The sequence below is a fragment of the Dyadobacter sp. HNCC25DJ183 genome (assembly GCF_056895175.1).
On the sequence record NZ_JBXHAP010000008.1, the window covers coordinates 109,870 to 129,567 of the forward strand.

General features: G+C 49.8%; 13 protein-coding genes. 10 read left to right on the forward strand and 3 right to left on the reverse strand.

The window, feature by feature from the left end; all coding sequences use genetic code 11:
* Positions 1 to 12: 12 nt before the first annotated feature.
* From AC1XTG_RS20280 to AC1XTG_RS20300, 5 genes are all read left to right on the forward strand, one after another.
* Positions 13 to 963 (forward strand): FAD binding domain-containing protein, encoded by a 951-nt coding sequence (locus AC1XTG_RS20280; protein WP_484843205.1) that lies wholly within the window; start codon positions 13 to 15, stop codon positions 961 to 963.
* 1 nt (position 964) lies between these two features.
* Positions 965 to 3,163 carry an aldehyde oxidoreductase molybdenum-binding subunit PaoC gene (gene paoC / locus AC1XTG_RS20285; RefSeq protein WP_484843206.1) on the forward strand — a complete coding sequence of 733 codons (2,199 nt, stop codon included), beginning with the start codon at positions 965 to 967 and terminating at the stop codon, positions 3,161 to 3,163.
* A gap of 115 nt (positions 3,164 to 3,278) precedes the next feature.
* Positions 3,279 to 3,911 (forward strand): (2Fe-2S)-binding protein, encoded by a 633-nt coding sequence (locus AC1XTG_RS20290; RefSeq protein WP_056284279.1) that lies wholly within the window; start codon positions 3,279 to 3,281, stop codon positions 3,909 to 3,911.
* On the forward strand, positions 3,908 to 4,927 hold the full coding sequence (locus AC1XTG_RS20295; protein WP_056284276.1) for an FAD binding domain-containing protein: 1,020 nt from the start codon (positions 3,908 to 3,910) through the stop codon (positions 4,925 to 4,927). The genes AC1XTG_RS20290 and AC1XTG_RS20295 overlap by 4 nt, the downstream gene beginning before the upstream one ends.
* Positions 4,928 to 4,929: 2 nt before the next feature.
* Positions 4,930 to 7,158, forward strand: a complete 2,229-nt coding sequence (locus AC1XTG_RS20300) for a xanthine dehydrogenase family protein molybdopterin-binding subunit (RefSeq protein WP_484843207.1) — start codon at positions 4,930 to 4,932, stop codon at positions 7,156 to 7,158.
* 26 nt (positions 7,159 to 7,184) lie between these two features.
* On the opposite strand, the gene AC1XTG_RS20305 is transcribed toward AC1XTG_RS20300, so the two are convergent.
* The 3 genes from AC1XTG_RS20305 to AC1XTG_RS20315 all read right to left on the reverse strand — a co-directional run bounded on the left by AC1XTG_RS20305 (position 7,185) and on the right by AC1XTG_RS20315 (position 10,243).
* Positions 7,185 to 8,312: a PAS domain S-box protein gene (locus AC1XTG_RS20305; RefSeq protein ID WP_484843208.1), complete on the reverse strand. Its 1,128-nt coding sequence runs from the start codon at positions 8,310 to 8,312 to the stop codon at positions 7,185 to 7,187.
* A gap of 223 nt (positions 8,313 to 8,535) precedes the next feature.
* The gene (locus AC1XTG_RS20310; protein ID WP_484843209.1) at positions 8,536 to 9,240 is read right to left on the reverse strand and encodes a LytR/AlgR family response regulator transcription factor; all 705 of its coding nucleotides are present in this window, start codon (positions 9,238 to 9,240) and stop codon (positions 8,536 to 8,538) included.
* Complete coding sequence (locus AC1XTG_RS20315; RefSeq protein ID WP_484843210.1) at positions 9,227 to 10,243, reverse strand: sensor histidine kinase; 1,017 nt, start codon at positions 10,241 to 10,243, stop codon at positions 9,227 to 9,229. The genes AC1XTG_RS20310 and AC1XTG_RS20315 overlap by 14 nt, the downstream gene beginning before the upstream one ends.
* A 138-nt stretch (positions 10,244 to 10,381) precedes the next feature.
* Between AC1XTG_RS20315 and AC1XTG_RS20320 the strand changes: the two genes are divergently transcribed.
* The 5 genes from AC1XTG_RS20320 (at position 10,382) to AC1XTG_RS20340 (ending at position 19,486) form a co-directional block, all read left to right on the forward strand.
* Positions 10,382 to 11,947 (forward strand): serine hydrolase, encoded by a 1,566-nt coding sequence (locus AC1XTG_RS20320; RefSeq protein WP_484843211.1) that lies wholly within the window; start codon positions 10,382 to 10,384, stop codon positions 11,945 to 11,947.
* A gap of 160 nt (positions 11,948 to 12,107) precedes the next feature.
* Positions 12,108 to 12,701 carry an RNA polymerase sigma factor gene (locus tag AC1XTG_RS20325; RefSeq protein WP_056284255.1) on the forward strand — a complete coding sequence of 198 codons (594 nt, stop codon included), beginning with the start codon at positions 12,108 to 12,110 and terminating at the stop codon, positions 12,699 to 12,701.
* 141 nt (positions 12,702 to 12,842) lie between these two features.
* The gene (locus tag AC1XTG_RS20330; protein ID WP_484843212.1) at positions 12,843 to 13,877 is read left to right on the forward strand and encodes a FecR family protein; all 1,035 of its coding nucleotides are present in this window, start codon (positions 12,843 to 12,845) and stop codon (positions 13,875 to 13,877) included.
* 204 nt (positions 13,878 to 14,081) lie between these two features.
* Positions 14,082 to 17,618 carry a SusC/RagA family TonB-linked outer membrane protein gene (locus AC1XTG_RS20335; RefSeq protein WP_484843213.1) on the forward strand — a complete coding sequence of 1,179 codons (3,537 nt, stop codon included), beginning with the start codon at positions 14,082 to 14,084 and terminating at the stop codon, positions 17,616 to 17,618.
* 44 nt (positions 17,619 to 17,662) lie between these two features.
* Positions 17,663 to 19,486: a RagB/SusD family nutrient uptake outer membrane protein gene (locus tag AC1XTG_RS20340; RefSeq protein ID WP_484843214.1), complete on the forward strand. Its 1,824-nt coding sequence runs from the start codon at positions 17,663 to 17,665 to the stop codon at positions 19,484 to 19,486.
* Positions 19,487 to 19,698 lie beyond the last annotated feature (212 nt).

Sequence of the window (19,698 nt, forward strand, 5' to 3'; positions counted from 1 at the left end):
ACATTCCATCCGATGAAATCATTCACATACCAGCGCGTGACTACGCCAGTCGAGGCGGCCGCAGCCATTGCTGCTAAACCAGGTGCTAAATTTCTAGCCGGCGGCACAAACCTGCTCGACCTGATGAAATTACAGATCGAAACGCCCACCCACCTGATCGACATCGGCCGTATTGGACTGGATAAAATTGAACCGACAGCCAATGGCGGCGTAAGAATAGGCGCACTCGTCACCAACACCGACCTTGCGGCAGACCCGCTTATCCGCAAAGATTACGGCATTTTATCCAGGGCATTGGTCGCTGGCGCTTCGGGTCAGCTTCGTAATAAGGCGACGACGGCGGGCAATCTTTTGCAGCGCACGCGGTGCCCTTATTTCTATGATACCAATCAGCCATGTAACAAGCGGGTGCCCGGAAGCGGTTGCGCAGCCATTGCCGGTTTCAGTCGGCAACTAGCTGTTATAGGCAGCAGCGATGCCTGCATTGCCACCTATCCCGGCGATATGGCCGTGGCTATGACGGCGTTGGATGCGACGGTTGAAACCATTAACCCAGCTGGCAAGACCCGGCAGGTTCCCATTTCGCAGCTTTATCGTTTACCGGGGAAAACGCCGCATCTGGAAACCACGCTGGAAAAAAATGAGCTTATCACTTCCGTGGTGCTGCCTGCTCCGGCCGGAGGCACACATATCTATCATAAAGTCCGTGACCGGGCTTCCTATGCATTCGCACTGGTTTCGGTTGCTGCCATTTTATTTAAAGATGGGACTGGCAGGATTGCCGTTGGCGGCATTGCTCCAAAACCCTGGCGTGTTCCCGGGGCAGAAAGTCTGTTACCATCGGGCGCCAAGCCATTTTCTGCAAAACTGATGGAAGGCGCCAGGCCCACTAAGGAGAATGAATTCAAAGTCAATTTGGTAGAACGCACTATTGCACTGGTCTTAAAAGAAGGGAAAAGCTGATATGAAATTCGACAAACCAGCAGGGCAAAACCCCATCGATCAGTTAAAGGTCGTTGGCAAGCCAACCGACCGCATTGAAGGCCCTTTGAAAACAACCGGCACGGCCAAATATGCCTATGAATACAATGAGGAGGTTACTAATCCTGCTTACGGCTATATCTTAGGTGCGGCCATTGCGCGTGGGACCATTACGCGCATCGATCAGGCTGCGGCCAAAGCTGCGCCAGGTGTGTTGGCAATTGTCACCGCTGCGAATGCCGGTCCATTGCAGGCTGGAAAGTTTTACGTCAGCCGTTTTCTGGCCGGGCCGCAGGTCGACCATTATCACCAGGCGGTGGCTATCGTCGTGGCTGAAACTTTCGAACAGGCACGGTCAGCAGCCGCGCTTTTGAAGGTTGAATACAAAAAACAAGCTGGCAATTATGATCTGGAAGCTTCAAAAGAGGGTGCCCAGCCTCCTAACCCAGGCCCATACACGCCTCCGGGTGAATCCCGCACAGGCGACTTTGACGGAGCATTCAAAACAGCTGAGGTAAAAATAGATCGATCTTATTCCACACCTGACCAGGCACATGCGATGATGGAGCCTCACGCCACCATTGCAAAATGGGAGGGTGATAAGCTGACATGCTGGTGTACCATTCAGCAGATTAACTGGGGCGTACGCGACCTAGCTTTCATATTAGGTATACCCAAAGAAAATGTGCGGCTTATCTCAGCTTACATCGGCGGTGGTTTCGGCGGGAAGGGTACAGTGCTTTCAGATCTTGTGGCTGCAAGCCTAGCGGCCCGTGCTGCTGGCCGGCCGGTAAAGCTGACATTGCAGCGTCCTTTGATGTTCAATAACACCATTCACAGGCCTAAAACCATTCAGCGGATCAGGATCGGGGCAAATCCCGACGGCACTATTACGGCGATAGGTCATGAAAGCTGGTCGGGTAATCTGCCAGGGGGCATGACCGAATCTGCTACTGCATCAACCAGGATATTATATGCGGGTGCCAACAGGCTTACCAGGCTCCGGCTGGCCGTTTTGCATCTTGCTGAGGGCAGCGCCATGCGGGCACCGGGAGAGGCATCGGGTATGATGGCACTGGAAATAGCGATGGACGAAATGGCTGAAAAGCTGCAAATGGACCCGGTCGAGTTCCGGATCAAAAATGATACACAGGAAGATCCCGAGAAACCGGGACGCAAGTTTTCGACCCGTAAACTGGTTGAATGCCTGCGCGAGGGAGCTAAGAAATCTGGATGGGAGCGCCGAAATGCCAAGCCGGGTGCAATCAAGGAAGGGGACTGGCTCATCGGGATGGGCGTGGCCGCAGCGATGCGGGGTGCTCCCATTACTAAATCCGCTGCACGTGTACGGCTGGATAGCAACGGCAGGATCACTGTGGAAACCGATATGACCGACATCGGCACCGGCACCTATACCATTATCGCCCAGACAGCCGCAGAAATGATGGGCGTCGGGATTGATCAGGTTCAGGTGAAGCTTGGCGACTCGTCTTTCCCCGAGTCATCAGGGTCAGGCGGGCAGTGGGGAGCAGCATCTTCCACTTCCGGCGTGTATGCGGCCTGCATCAAACTGAGGGAGGCAGTAGCCGGTAAGCTTGGTTTCGATGTGGAAAAAGCACGGTTTTCGGATGGTCGTATTATTCTTGGTGATAAAAGTGCTGCCTTAATTGAGGCTGCCAAAGGCGGGGAGCTTGTCGCCGAGGATACAATGACCTATGGCGAACTTTCCAAAGAATACGCGCAGGATACATTCGGGGCGCATTTTGTGGAAGTGGGCGTGAATGCATTTACCTATGAAATCCGTGTAAGAAGAATGTTGGCAGTGTGCCACGCAGGCAGGATTTTGAATCCAAAGGCGGCGCGCAGCCAGATAATCGGCGCGATGACGATGGGCGTAGGCGCAGCATTAATGGAGGAAATGGTTGTGGACAAGAAGGTAGGCTTTTTTGTAAATCATGACCTGGCAGGCTACGAAGTGCCTGTTCATGCAGACATCCCGCACCAGGAAGTAATCCTGTTGGAAGATCTTGACCCTACGATGTCGCCGATGAAAGCGAAGGGAATTGGTGAGCTGGGCATTGTTGGTGTGGCAGCAGCCGTGGCCAATGCAGTTTATAATGCGACCGGCATCAGGGTTAGAGATTATCCTGTTACGCTGGATAAGCTATTAAGAGTAGTTTAAATAGATAGCGACTGGGAATTATCACGGACCCGAGATCATTCGCATGATTTTAGTACGGGTACAATAACATTTACCCAATTACCTGCAGCACTGTATTTATATCACGAGGATCACCATGGAGAACGAAAATAATGCCGGCGAACCGGAAAGCACGGGTGCATCGCGGCGTGCATTCCTGAAACAATCGTCCGCGCTTGCTGCCTTCGCGCTGACGCCGCCCGCCGCCGTTCACGCCGTGGAGAGAGGGCTGGACGAAAAAGTGGCAGTTGCATTTGAACAGCAGCCGCTTCGCGTGGAGATCAATGGTGTAGCGCAACAATTATCGGTGGAGCCGCGGGTGACTTTACTGGACTTACTTCGCGAACAATTAAACCTTACCGGCACCAAAAAAGGCTGCGACCACGGTCAGTGCGGCGCTTGCACGGTGCACGTCGATGGGCAGCGCGTCAATTCCTGCCTCACGCTGGCACTCACCACGGAAGGCAGCAAGGTTACAACGATCGAGGGATTGGGTAGTGTCGACAAACTGCATCCGATGCAGGAAGCATTTATCAAACACGATGGATTTCAATGCGGCTATTGCACACCTGGACAAATCATGTCGGCCGTGGCCTGCATTAATGAAGGACATGCCAATTCGCCCGACGAAGTGCGGGAATATATGAGTGGAAATATCTGCCGCTGCGGTGCGTACGCCAACATTGTGGAAGCGATCATGGAAGTTAAATCGAAAGGAGGCCGGATATGAACCCATTTCAATTCACGCGTGCAAACACGACCCAGGCGGCAGTATCGGCCGTTTCAAAAGAAACTGGCGCCTATTTTCTGGCCGGTGGCACAAACCTGATCGATCTTGTCAAAAGGGAGGTTATCATTCCCGAGCGGCTCGTTGACATTAACCGTTTGCCCCTTGCCACGATTGAAGAAACCGCCTCAGGTATCCGAATTGGAGCAATGGCAAAAAACTCGGCGGTTGCCGATCACCCGTTGATTAAAAAACATTTCCCATTGCTATCCATGGCCTTGAATGCAGGTGCTTCTGCCCAGCTTCGCAACATGGCGACCGTAGGAGGCAACATGATGCAGCGGACACGCTGTCCGTATTTTTATGATCATTCCATGCCTTGCAATAAACGCAGTCCGGTGCAGTCGGGTCCTTTCAAAGGGCAGCTTAATGGTCCCGCAGGCTGTGGTGCGATTGGTGGTGTCAACAGAATGCATGCGATCTTCGGGACTTCCGAAAAATGCATCGCCGTGCACCCCAGCGACATGTGCATTGCGCTGGCTGCACTGGACGCGACGGTCAATGTAACGGGGCCAAAAGGGAACCGCAGCATTCCTTTTGCCGAATTTCACCGCCTGCCAGGCGATGCTCCACAGAAAGATAACACGCTCCTTCCGGGAGAGCTGATTCTTTCAGTAGATGTTCCAAAAAATGAAATGAGCAAATATTCGCATTATCTCAAAGTGCGCGACCGCGCATCCTATGCATTTGCGCTGGTGTCAGTGGGCGTTGCTGCGGATATGAAGGGCAAGACGATTCAGGATATCAGGCTGGCGATGGGCGGCGTAGCACATAAGCCGTGGAGGCTCGCCGAAGCGGAGGTTTATTTGAAAGGGAAGGAAGCAACCCTTGAAAATTTCAAACAAGCCGCCACCTTGGCTATGCAAGGCGCAAAAGGTTACGGGGAAAATGATTTTAAACTGACCCTAGCTCCAAATGCCATCATCGAAGCACTTCAAATCGCCACGCAAACCGTCTGATCATGAAAAACGAAAAAAATCCACCGCTTGACCGGATCGACGGACGAATGAAAGTAACCGGCGGAGCCAAATACTTTGCTGATTTTGCCATTCCCAATATGACCTATTGTGTCATTGTAGGCAGTGAGATCGCGCGTGGGACCGTCACTAATATTGATATTAAAAAAGCACAAGGCGCTCCGGGCGTGCTCGGCGTATTTACCCATCAGAACATGCCGCCCATTCCGGGCTGGGATGCGCCGCCAAGCAAGCAGGCTGACGGACCACCGCCCAAGCCGGATACTGAAGAAAAATACCGCATTCTCAGCAGTCCGAAAATTCTGTTCGACGGGCAGCCGATTGCCATGGTTGTCGCTGATACCTACGAGCGCGCCACCTACGCGGCATCATTGGTCAAAGCCACTTACAGCAAGCAGGCAGCACGGACGGATCTGGACAAACATAAAAAAGACGAGATCACACCCAAGGGTGGCGATTACGCGCGCGGAAATGCAAAAGCTTTTGAATCCGCTCCTGTCCAGCTGGAATCGGAATATACCATTCCGATTGAAGTCCATAATCCGATGGAATTGCATGGGATTGTTGTGCATTGGACCGGCGCTGATCAGCTGATGATCTATGCCAAAACGCAGGGCGTCAATTCTACCCAGCAGGCTATGGCGCAAGCATTCAAACTGGATCCAAAAAACATCCATGTGCATACCGAATTCATGGGAGGCGGCTTTGGAATGGGATTACGCACCTGGCCGCAGGAAACCGCGACTGTGGCTATCGCCAAAAAGGTAGGTCGCCCCGTGAAACTGGTGATGCACCGCAGCCAGATGTTTACCATGGTTGGTCACCGTCCTTACACGGCGCAGTCCATTCAAATGGGCGCGGACAAAAATGGCAAACTCATCTCCATTCATCACGCGGCAACAGCAGAAACAGCTAAATACGAAGACTTCACGGAAGCGACTGTCAACATGACGAAGTTTATGTATGACTGTCCGAATGTAAGCACGCGCTATCGCCTCGTGCGCCTGGACCGCAGTGTACCCATCTGGATGCGCGGTCCCGGTGAAGCGACAGGTGCATTTGCATTGGAGTCGGCCATGGACGAAATGGCGCACAAGCTAAACATGGACCCGATTGAGTTTAGGATCAAAAATTATACGGAAACAGATCCCGAACACAACCGGCCGTATTCAAGCAAACATTTAAAAGAAGCTTACGAGCGCGGCGCCGAAGCTATCGGCTGGAAAGACCGGAAAAACGAGCCGGGCGTCAGCAAAGAAGACAACTGGCTTGCCGGTTATGGCATGAGCACTGGTGTCTTTAATGCATTCAGATGGGAAGCTTCGGCCAGAGTGGTGCTTAATGCGGATGGATCGCTGGTGGTGCAAAGTGCGGTGACCGACATCGGTCCGGGCACGGGCACAGCCTTGACGATGATCGCACACAATGTGCTGGACATTCCTTTTGATCGCATCAAGGTCGAGTATGGCGACACGTCGTTACCCAAAGCGCCAAGCCAGGGCGGTTCGGCGATTGTGTCCGCGGTAGGCTCTGCTGTTTTTGATACTTGTACCAAAATCAAAAACGAGCTGTTTGAACTTGCGACAAAGGCAGGTGCACCGCTTGCCGGCAGTAAGGCCGCTGATCTTTCAATTGAAAATGGCAATGTGTTCAGCTCAAACAATCCTTCAAAAAAGGTGACGGTGGCAGAATTGATGAAAGCCAATAATTTGCCCTCTATCGCACAAACGGCCGACTCGAAAGGGAGCGCCGAGCAGGAAAAATATTCGATGTATTCTTTCTCCGTGCATTTTGTGAAGGTTAAAGTGAATGCACTTACAGGTGCTGTTCGTGTGAGCAAAGCCGTCAGCGTAGCTGATTCGGGCAGGATTATCAGTCCAAAAACAGCAGCCAGCCAAATGATCGGCGGCGTAACGGGCGGCATCGGGATGGCGCTGACTGAGGAAGCGATCATTGATCACCGATTTGGTCGGTTTGTCAACAACAACCTGGCGGATTACCACGTAGCAGTCCATGCCGACGTGCCCGCAATCGAAACCATTTTCATTGATAAACCCGACCCGATCATCAACCCGATGGGCGCGAAAGGAATGGGTGAGATTGCGTTAATCGGCTTTTCTGCGGCGGTTGCCAACGCGGTTTTTAATGCGACTGGAAAGCGGATCAGGCAGCTGCCTATTACACCGGATAAGGTGATGCAGCAGGTATCTTGAAGCTCAATTTATGATTCTTGATGGTTCTAGTAAGCCAGTGTATTGCTTTTTGCCAGACGTTCTTTGGATTGCAATAGCCGCGTCACCTTCGTAAATCCGATTACGTCGCCGGAGTCATCATGAATAGCAGTAATCACGATTCTTGCCCAGAACCGGGAACCATCTTTTCTAAGACGCCAACCTTCCGTTTTTGCTGAGCCAACCGCGGTAACCCGCTGGATCAGCAACTGTGGCACCCGAAGCGCCAGATCCTCATCACTGTAGAATATACTAAAATTTTTACCAATGACTTCGTGCGCTTTATAGCCTTTTAAAATCTCAGCTCCCTTATTCCAGTTTTCCACATTCCCTTCCTTATCCAGGAGAAGGATCGCGTAGTCTTCAATTTCTTCGACCATTTTGCTGAAACGAAGCGCTTTGATGTCTTTTTCAGCTAGTGACTCGGTGACAATAGCACGAATCCGCTGATCCAGCAGATCAGTAGTCTGGGACATCATCGCGATCCATTCTTCATCGACTTCCTGATATCCATTTTTGACAAGACTCACAAGTGCCATGATCGTGGTTAAGGGCTGCCTTATATCATGTGACTGGATGTAAGCGATTTTTACCAGAGACTCATTCTTTGACTGGATTTCGTCCATTTGTTTCTTTAATAACTTGTCACGTATTTCCAGTTCAAGCATAAATACAACCTGTCTTGCCAGAACTGTAAGTGCGGTTTTCTGGATCTCGCTGAGATCATTGGGTTTGAGATCGAACAAGCACAGCGTGCCAAGTTTGTACCCATTATTAAGCGCAAGGGGAACACCCGCATAAAAACGAACGCCAGGATCAAACTTTACCAGTACATTTTCATGAAACCGCAAGTCCTTGGTTGCATCAGGGACAATCATCAGCTCGTCTTCCTCAATGGCATACCGGCAGAAAGAAGTTTCGTGCGGCATTACCTCGTGGTCCACTCCGATCCGTACCTTGATCCAGTTATGGTGCTCATCCAGAAGCGTTATGAGGGCCACCGGCTTTTCACACAGGCTGGCAGCTAATTCAACGATATCCTGAAACTCCTTCTTTTTGTCAAACTCAGTTTCCAGGAGAAACCGGACCAATTTCAACCTTTCATGCTCCCTGTCCGATCCAGACTTATTCACCATAACCGTATTCTTTATCAACATGCAGTATCCCTGCGTGTCATTTAACTATAATGGGTTCTTAAACATGATATTAATCTAATCACAAAATCTTACACTATGAACTTTAAATGTTAATTCTGCACAAAGATTTCCGCAGTGTTGTTTGCCAAGGACGTTTTCCAAGTAAGTGCATGTACCGCTCAGTTAACACCGGCAAATCCATACAGCTTGGTAGTTCAGCTTTTTATTGCCAACCCAGCTTCACTCGCAAGGCGCTTTTATAGGTATCTCCAACCGGCAGATGTTTTCCTGCAACTACAATCTTTAACTTTTCGAAATAGTTGATTTTGCTGATGTTAACAATGTAGGACTTATGGATCCGGACGAAGCAATTATCCGGTAATATCTGTTCCATATTCTTCATTCGCTCCAATGTCAAAAGTTTGCCAGTTGTGAGATAAAAAACAAGGTAATCGCCCAGGCCTTCGATGTAAAGGATCGTTTCGTAATCCACCTTCTGGGTCTTGTATTCTGTTTTCAAAAGCACATATCCGGAGCAAGGCGGCATTGCCGACGATTCCATTCGCTGCTTTGCCTTGGCTATGCCAATAAGGAAGCGCTCAAAGGTTATCGGCTTTAAAAGGTAGTCTACCACATCATATTCGTATCCATTCAAAGCGTATTCTGCATAAGCTGTGGTGATGATTACTTTGATTTTGCTATTGTTCAAAGACCTCATGATATCAATGCCTGTGATCTCCGGCATTTGTATGTCCAGGAACACCAGGTCAGCCAATCCATTTTGAATAGCGTCAAGTGCCTGGTTAGCGCTCGTCGTTTGCAGAACAAGTTGAAGACCCGGTGTTCTTTTGATGTAACCTGCTAACAACCGGATAGCGGGGTGCTCGTCATCTACGACGAGGCAACGCAGCACGTTATGATGCTCCATACAGTAACTGCAGTTTTACGATAAACAGGTCCCCGTTGCTTGTGATATCTAACCGGTGACGTCCGGTATAAAGCAAATTCAATCGCTGCTTTACGTTATGAATGCCAATGCCCCCGGTCGCATCCTTTCGATGACTTCCAATTGCATTGCTGCAAATGAAATCCAGTCCGACCGGGTCACTGCTGATCTCGATATTCAGCCAGCGTTTTTCGTCGCTTACTTTCCCGTGCTTAAATGCATTTTCTATGAATGGGATCAATAGGAATGGAGGTATTCTGGCCTCTTCGTTGCTGATTTTTCGGGTAATTTCTATTTCTGAGGGATGCTCGAAACGGAGTTGTTGTAACGCGACATATTTTTCGAGATAGTTGATTTCCGTGCTTAACAATACCGTTTCGTCGCTGTTGTATAGCATGTACCGGAGTAGCTCAGACAATCCGGATATCGCCGGCAATGCAAGCGGACTCTGTTCAGACACAAGCGAGTAAATGTTATTTAAATGATTGAACAGAAAGTGCGGATTGATTTGTGAGCGTAGTAAGGACAATTCTGTCTTGCGGTTTTGCAATTCTAATGCTACTTGTTGCACTTCTTTATACTGGGAATACCTGACCAGATAAAAAACGGTTGCAAAGCCCACCTGTGTTGCAATCGGAAAAATGACCAGCTGGAAATAACGTGTCATACGCACAGGGGCATCTTCAAACAGCCTTGTCCAGGACAGCGCACAGAAAAAACTGATGATGCAGATCAGCAACAGTCCGCTGATCAGGGGTAGGTAACGCTTTCCAGGATGGTACCTGAATAGCAAAAGGTAAGCGCTTAGCGCCAGCAGATAATATATCCCAATGTCGCCTGTGAACTGTACCCATTCGGAAAGGCTGTGACTGCCATTCCCAACAGAAAAGTACCCGCGTGCCAAGGCAGGTAATTGCTTTGCGAGACCAAGCAGCGCATAAAAAACAACGAACGCTACCGAGAATAAAAGGAGCCTTTTCTTCATGGAACGAAGGTATTATAAATTTACCCTATCTACCTGACAGGGACTTACCTGTTTGTCGATGTGTTTTGCCTGTTGAACGACTTTCGGGGTTTCGGATAAACCTGCCGCCTACCTTGCCCGAAATTTAAACGTTCGATGATGAAACAATTTCCCCTGTTTTTAGCCCTTTTATGGTTGGTAAATGCAGTTGCATTAGTCCAATCCCAGCCGATTGATTCCTATTTTCAAGAACTCGGCCACCTCAAACAACATAATGGCAACATTTTACTGGCCCAAAACGGAAAGCCGGTTGTCAACTTTTCGTCTGGTTATTCAGACTTCCGCAGGCAGGTGCTAAACACCTCAGGTACTCAGTTTAATCTGGCTTCGATATCAAAGGTCATTACTGCAACTGCGGTATTGCAACTGAGAGACAGGGGCGGTTTTAATCTGGATGACGCAGTAAGTAACTACCTGCCTGACTTTCGGTACAGCGACATCAGGATCCGTCATTTGTTGACGCATACCTCCGGCCTTCCGGACCTGGAATTGTTTGAAAACCTGGTACGGCAATTCCCGGATACAATTATTACAAACCGGAATGTGTTACCGGAGCTGCACAAATGGGAGCGGGGCTTGTATTTCAAACCTGGCGATGAATTCCGGTACTGTAATACCGAGTATAATGTTCTGGCCCTTTTGGTGGAAAAAGTGAGTGGGATGCCGTTTCAGTCATATTTACAAAAATATATTTTCACACCATCGGGAATGAATGAAACCTATGTCGGCGGCGCTGAGATGAGCAGTAAAAAAGCTGCTCGTCCCACGGCGCATCCACACATGAAGCCGCACCCTGGCTACGATTCTTCGTTCGTCCTGGTCGATTCAATGTCAAGGTTCCGGTACTTGACTTATAATAACAGCGGCACAGTAGGTCAAGGCGGTGTAATCAGTACGGTCACAGATATGCTCCGCTTTGACAAGGCTTATTTTGATGGGAAACTTCTTAAAACGGGTACTATGCAGGAAGCAATGACGCCTGTCAAACTCAACAATGGACAGATATATTATTCCAAGGGAATGGATACGATGGCTGGTGAAGGCGCGATGACTTATGGCTTAGGCTGGGAGATTTTTGAGCAGAAAAGGTTTGGGAAATCTGTCGGTCACGGCGGTTTCAAATTCGGACTTGCCACTTTTTACTTGCATAACCTTGCCAAAAATCAGACGATCATAGGCTTTGACAATACTGCTGGCAGCGAGTTCGGGCGGTTCATCACATCAGCATTACTATTGTTAAACAACCAGTCGCCGCTCCCATTCAGGACCCGGAAATCATTGGTGACACTTTATGGAACAGCATTGGTGAAACAGGGTATCAACCACGCTGCTGCGCTTTTCAATGCAAACAAGGGGGACACTTTGACGTACTACTTACATGAAGGAGAGATGAATGAGCTTGGCTATAATCTTTTTTACATGTCGGATATGTCAAACCATCGGGAGTTGGCACTCGAAGTTTTTAAACTGGCCACCTTTATTTTCCCTGAAAGTTTCAATACTTACGACAGCTATGGCCAACTGTTGAGGGACACCGGGAAGAAGGAAGACGCTATCCGGATGTACCGGAAATCAATTGAGTTGAACCCGGCCAATGAGGACGGAAAGAGGATTCTCAGTCAGTTATTAAAGTCAGACAGCGATCGTAATTCACCCAATCGGTAAATCACTGCTCACTATCTGACCAAAAACGAATCAGACTTGACTATAAACTGCAGCATTACAAATTCTACGTTTTAATTTTTTATTAAGTTAATCCTCAATCCACTAAAGAAGTAAAAACAAAAGATATATTTGAGGTCACGCGACACGATCATTGGTAATCATGAATTCCGGTAGCCTATTCGACGAAAGAGAAAGCCTCGCTGCACTGGCGCGGGGTGACGAGTCGGCGTTCGTGCAAATCTTCCAGGAGTACAGCCCCAAGGTTTACCGGGTCGCATTGAAATTTCTGGACTCCCGAGAAGCTGCGGAAGAGGTGGTGCAGGATATTTTCATGGACATCTGGCTCCGTCGTGAGAAAATGGCCGAAGTCCTGAACCTGGGCGGTTACCTGCGGGGAATGGTGCGGAAGCAGGTTTACGACGCTTATCGCTCAAACACCGTATTCTCGAACCTGGCCAGCGAGCTGAATTACCTCAATCAATCGGCCAACACCACCGAACAGCTGATCCAGGAGCATGAATATGAATGCTTTTTAGAAGAAGTAATCGGCAAGCTGCCTGTTCACCAACAGGAAATTTACCGGCTCGCACGCCAGGAAGAACTTAGCCACGAGGAGATCGCGCAGCGGCTGAACCTTACGCGTCTGGCCGTCAAATCTCACATGAAGCGTATCCTCAGTTTCATTCGCGTCCGGCTGGAACCCCTCTTAAAAGCTGAGATGCTGGCTTTTATTTCCCCTTTTTTGATGAATTAGAAGATCAGGATTCCCTGATTTCCTCATTATGTATTCCATTCTCAATTTATTTTGAAAATGCGTGCCCCCTGCGACACTTTTCGCGGACATGTATTTTATAAGCCGGACAATAAGCCGGAACATCATCATTTTTTTGTTCTGATGGAAAAAGAACCAGACGGCCGGGACACACCGGATCCCGGACAAACCCAGCGATTTGATTATTTGATGGCGCGCTATATTGCCCGCGAAGCTTCCGGGGCGGAGCAGGAGGAGCTGCGATGGCTTGCCGAGAATGGTTTTGAGACACAATTCAAAAGATGGATAGACGAGCAGTACAACCTCGAAACCGGCACCGAATCCATGCCGGACCAGGTGCAGGCCGAAATCCTGGTTAATATTCTGGGTGCAACCCCGGCAAAACAAAAGTCATTTCAATTCCGGTGGAGCTGGGCAGCAGCGGCTATCCTCCTGCTGGGTTCGGTATGGTGGCTTACAGCCCGGAATGTGCCCGTCAATGAGAACATTGCCCGCACGGAAATCCATTCAGAGAATTCGGATCAGCTGAATTTTAAAGGAAAGCAATACCTGAACCTCCCCGATGGCAGCAGCGTGCTCATGAACGAAGGCAGTGAGCTGAGCTACTCTCCCGGGATGTTCGCAAAGGGAACCCGTACCGTAAACTTAAAGGGCGAAGCCTACTTTGATGTAGCGCATGATCCGAAAAGCGTTTTTCAGGTGAGGGCAGGAGAGATCCTGACGCGTGTGTTGGGGACCGCATTCAATGTTCGCGTTCTGCCGGGTGAAGTGAAGGTGACAGTTACCCGCGGGCTCGTGGAAGTGGGAGGTAATGACCGTGTTTATACGAAGTTGAAACCTGACGAGCAGGTTACTGTCAATGTAGAAAATGATCAGTTCACGACTACGCGCATTAACGCAGAGCGGGAACTGGCCTGGCGAAACAACTACCTGGTTTTTGACAACATAAGACTTGAAGAAGCCCGCGAGCTGATCGAGCATCACTACGGCACCGAGCTTACATTTACCGAGCCCGAAATCCTCAAATGCCGCGTCACCGCTTCCTTCCTGAATGCAGAAGATTTGCCTACCGTTCTCAAAGTACTATCCGCATTGACGGGCGCTACCTATTCCATCGATGGGAAAAAGGCGACTATAACGGGAGGTTCCTGTACCTAACCCTTGCAAAACCAGCTTAACCAACCATAACATGCCAACCCAACACCTCCTCCGCCCACATCCCGACGACAGCTAGACGGCACGACCCGTATATGGAGTAAAAAACAAAGCCCCCCGGCGGCCACCGGAAGGCTTCAATACCGTAGCAAATGGATGTTACGGCTCCGTTTTTAACATTTTGGAATCACTAAAAACGTCTGGTAAATGTATAAAAATTTTATCAACCGGGGAAGGCATGCCCTTTCTGCCCTACAACCCGCTATTAAGTCGATCATGCGAATAGGGTTGCTCTATCTCATTATTACCGTCACCTGTGCACAGCTGCTACTGGCTAATTCGTCAGGTGCACAGTCGCTGGCCGAAATCCAGGTTTCAGTCGAGCTCAGGAACGAAGAAGTCAGGAGTCTTCTCAAACAAATAGAGAAGCAGACTGCACTGCGCTTCGCTTACATGGAAAACCAGCTGAGCCGTAAGGAAAAGTTTAATCTTCCAAAAGGCCGGTACAGGGTTTCAGAGGCGCTGAATGTCACATTGCCCGCCTTGAACCTGGCCTATATGAACACAGGAAACGTTGTGTATATCGTGCGGAAGCAGCCCGACCAGGGAGACGGGAAATCTCCGCAGTCAGGCATAAGTGAGCATACCGGTGTGGCACCTGCCGCGCCTGTTCAACTAACAGTAAAGGGGAAAGTTGCCGATGAAAAAGGGGAGGGGTTGCCGGGTGTCAACATTATTTTAAGAGGTACCCAACAAGGACAGATCAGCGATGTAAATGGCCGGTTTTCTATTGAAGTTCCCGACGAAAACGCCGTGCTCGTGTTTTCTTTCGTGGGGTACATTCCGCAGGAAGTGGCAGTTGGTAAAAAAACGGAGATCGAGGTTCTGTTAAAAGTGGATCAGAAGGCGCTTGATGAAGTGGTGGTAGTCGGCTACGGCACCCAGCAACGTAAGAACATCTCTGGTTCCATCGCTACTGCACCGACAGAGCTGGTCGCCAACCGGCCGGTCATGAATGTGGGCCAGGCACTACAGGGAACGGTCGCCAACCTTTCCGTCAATGTGGGGAATGGCCGGGCAGATACTTCGCCGAGCTACAACATCCGCGGCCAGAATTCGATCAATGGGACCGACGGGCCGATGGTGGTGATCGACGGCATCATTATGGATGCTGCCGCGCTCAACAACCTCAATCCCCAGGATATTGAAAATGTAAGTGTACTGAAAGATGCTGCGTCGGCCGCCATTTACGGTTCGCGTGCAGCTTTCGGGGTGATTTTGGTCAAAACCAAATCGGGCCGGACTGAAAAACCCCAGATCAGCTATAACAATAATTTCGTGATCAAGCAGCCGACTTACCGACCACAGATCGTGGAGGACCCTTATACCAACTTTTGGTACTCTAATCAAATGGGTGCTTTTCAGTTCGGTGCACACGTGCTGGAATATGCCCAGCGTCTGCAAAACGACCCGGGCCTGCCCAAATTCATGGAGTTCGGCGGTTCCTGGACTTACTTTGAAAGCACAAACTGGTATGATCAGATTTTCAGGAAACAAGCATTTTCAACGCAGCACGGGATCGAGATCTCGGGTAAAACGGATCGCGTAAATTATCTTTTGTCAGGGAATTTTCAGCACGAAGACGGTCTGCTTAAACCCGTTGGCGAAGATTTTAACCGCTATAATATTCGCAGCAAGCTGGATTTCAGAGTGACCGACTGGTGGACGATCGGCAACAATACCAGCTTTATGCGTAACAGCTACTCTCGCCCCAGCGCATTCAATGACGCTTTTCTGTTTTACTCTCAAACAATGGGATCTTATGAGGCAGTACGCAATCCGGAAGGCGGCTGGTCGTCGGCGGGTGTTCAAAGTGTAGGTAAAATGATCGACGGCGGACAAGCAGAAACGACGAACAATCTCTTTCAATCATCGCTCAACACAAAGATCACTTTACTGAAAGATGTGCTGGATTTGCAGGGCAATTTTGCTTATACCAACAATATGACGCTGAATCAGTGGGGTAATTTCTCCGTTCCCTACAAGCGCGGTCCGAGCCTGCCCTTTATTTCGGGAGGTAACAATGCGGCAGCGAGAGGTACCACGCCCCGCACTCAGATCTACATGGATGCGTATGCGAATTTTACCAAAACATTTGCGCAAAAGCATTTCGTGAACGTAATGGCGGGTTACAGCCAGGAATCGTATCGTAACCAGTATCTGTACTACGACCGGGTGGGGCTCGTTACACCTACTTTCCCTACGCCGCAGCTGGCAACAGGTACTATATCCTTGCAGGAGAGCGTTACGAAGTGGGCGATGCGAAGCGGATTTGCCAGGCTGAACTACATTTTCGACAATAAATACATTGTGGAAATGAACGGCCGCTACGACGGATCTTCCCGGTTCCCGAAAGGCAAACGCTTTGTTTTTAATCCCTCGGCTTCCGTGGCGTGGGTACTCTCTAACGAATCGTTTATGGAGTTCCTGACACCGGTAGCGAGCCACCTGAAAGTGCGGGCTTCTTATGGCCAGCTTGCGAACCAGGCCAGCAGTGTGTTCGGGTATATGCCAACAATGGGTTTTTCAAGATTGAATGCCATGCTTGATGGTACGCGCCCGATGACCGTCGGCGCACCTGGGCTCGTGGCAGGCGACTATACCTGGGAGCGCGTAATCACGCGTAATTTGGGACTTGACATGAATTTCCTGAGCGACAGGCTTTCATTCTCGGGTGACCTTTTCATCAGGGACACAAAGGATATGCTCACCAAAGCCAAAACCTATCCCGGTACGCTCGGCGCGGCTGCTCCCAATGTGAATGCGGCCGACCTGCAAACCAGAGGATGGGAAGTTAACCTGGGCTGGCGCGACCGGTTCAAGTTGGGTAAAGACGATTTTCGATACAATTTCAATTTGATCCTTTCTGATAACCGCGCCAAAATTACCCGGTACGACAATGCGACGGGTACGCTGGACGACCATTATGTAGGGAAGCGGATGGGCGAAATCTGGGGACTTACCACATTGGGCTACTTTGGCAGCAATGATGAAGTGAAAGCCCATGCAGATCAGTCGCAGGTATCTTCCAATGCCTATCCGCTCGAAGCAGGTGACCTCAAATTCGCTGACCTTAACGCAGATGGAAAGGTGAACCGCGGGCAATGGACGCTCAATGACCACGGCGACTATTCTATTATCGGAAACAGCGAGCCGCGCTACGCATTCGGTCTGAACCTGCGCGGCGAATGGAAAGGCTTTGATGTGGGCGCGTTTTTCCAGGGAGTAGGCAGGCGTAATTTTTACCCGACCTACCGCAGTACTACAACGGATTACGAGTTTTACAGCTATTACGCCACGCAATGGACGCATCTCACACCGCACATGCGTGATAACCACTGGACGCCCGAACGTACTGATACATTCTACCCTCGCCTGAAACCCGGCATTGCTGAGACACCCGGCAGGGAAATGGCAGTGGAGCAAACCCGCTATCTGCAGAACGCTGCCTATTTGCGTTTGAAAAACCTGTCTATCGGGTACACGCTTCCCGCGAATGCGACCAAAGCAATCCGTCTGAGCAGGGTCCGCGTTTTTGCCAGTGGGGATAACCTGTTTACGTGGAGCAAGCTTCCGAAGTTCTACCAGGTTGACCCTGAACTTGCCGGACGTGCAAGCAATGGTGGCGGGATCGCCTATTCCTTGCAGCGTGTTTTTTCTTGTGGCCTGAATGTAACTTTTTAAATCTCAAATGTCATGTGCATGCATGACATCATACTGTATCTGTTATGAAAATCAAGCTGATTAAATATAGATCCCTGGTTCCGGCAATTTTAGCCGCAATCTTCCTTGGCAGCTGCGACGATGCTTTTTTAAATGTGCGCCCCGAGACGGAGATCACTGCCGATGCATTCTTCGCTACACCTGCCGATCTTGAAATTTACTCCAATCAATTTTACACCTATCTGCCCGATCCTGTTAATGACCGGGGTTCCGACAATGTGGTGGCTACGGCCATTGATAACGAGTATGCCTATATGGTGATGAGGGGCGTAGTCAATCCGGACAATGTAGGCCAGTGGGCTTCACAATGGAACCGGTTGCGTACGATTAATTTCATGCTCGAAAGGGTAAATCAGACTGCCGGAGCTGCTGCGGATATTAACCATTATGTCGGCATTGCACGTTTTTTCCGGGCTCTGCATTACTACGATCTGGTGAGACAATACTCCAATGTGCCCTGGTATGGACGCACATTAAAGACTACCGATACCGAGCTGCTTTTCAAATCCCAGGATCCAAGAGCGGTTGTGGTTGATTCGATTATGGCGGATCTTGCCTTTGCGGTGGAGCATATCAAGCCTTCTATTGATGGGAAAGTATCCAAAACAAGATTGACAAAGTACGCTGCGCTAGCCGCGCAGAGCCGTATTGCGCTTGAAGAAGGGACCACGCGAAAATACCGCAAGGAGCTGGGCCTGAATGATGGAAACCGTTTTCTGGAAACTGCCCGGGACGCAGCAAAACAACTGATGGATACCGGTCTTTTCTCGATTTTTACTGCCAATGGGGCCGGCGAACGTAAACGAGCGTATGAAGCGCTTTTCAACAGCGAAAGCCTGAGCGGTAATCCTGAAATGATCCTGATCAGGGAATACAACCTTGCTGAAAGTGTTACCAATACCAAAAAAGCAGTTTTTAATGAAAATACCGGGTTATCGCGTGATTTGCTGGAAGCGTATCTGGCGGTCCAGAATGGAAAAGCAGTGCCGTTCCAGCAGGTTGCAGGTTATCAGACCATGACCTACTGGCAGGTATTCCAAAACAGGGATCCCCGTCTGAATCAAACCTTCATGCAGCCGCTTTTCAAAATGCCGGGCAATCCGAAGATCGCCTACCCAAACTGGAACATAGGCGGCTACCCGCAGGTCAAATCGTACCCGACAGATGCAGACCAGATTGACCTCGCAGGCGGACGCGGGCATACAGACAATCCGGTTTTCAGACTGGCGGAGGTTTATCTCAACTATTGCGAAGCCAAAGCCGAGCTGGGCGAGCTCACGCAGGCGGACCTGGACCTGGCGATCAAACCGTTGCGGGATCGCGTAGGAATGCCCGCGCCGGTGCTTGCCGACTGGCTCGCAAACATCGATGCGCGCCTTGCCGGCAAATATCCCAATATTACTTCTGCACAACGCGGAGCTGTGCTTGAACTGCGCCGTGAGCGTCGCGTGGAGCTTGCCTGCGAAGGATTTCGTCTGAACGATCTGAAACGCTGGAAAGTAGCAAACCTCGCGGCAGAAACGCCGGTGGGCATGTACATTGGCAAACTCGGGGCAGTAGATATTTCTGGCGACGGGGTACCGGAATTCTACATTTCCGAAGCTGGGGAAGGAATTGAGCAGGTACGTCAGCAATATCCGGGTGTGGAGATTTTCGAATATAAACTGAATGCGTCACCTTTTGAATTGACGGGTGGCGATAAAGGATTTATCAGGATCAAAGCGCAGAACAACATTTTCAGCTTTCCGGAAAAGTACTACTACCGTCCTGTCAGCAATCAGGATATACTGGTTAATTCAAACCTGAAACAGCACCCATTGTGGCAATAGCTGCTCATCAAATCCTTCCGGCGGCATAGTCGGGAGTTAATGCGTAGCCATACGCGAAACGGATAAACAAAAAGAGTGCAGATGATTGATTTCAATCGTCTGCACTCTTCTTGTTTTTACCCGCAACGGAACAATGTCCGACCAATACTGGATGATTTCAAATATTATGTGCCTTTACTAAGTGTATCCGTAATGCATCCCTTTTCCGGATT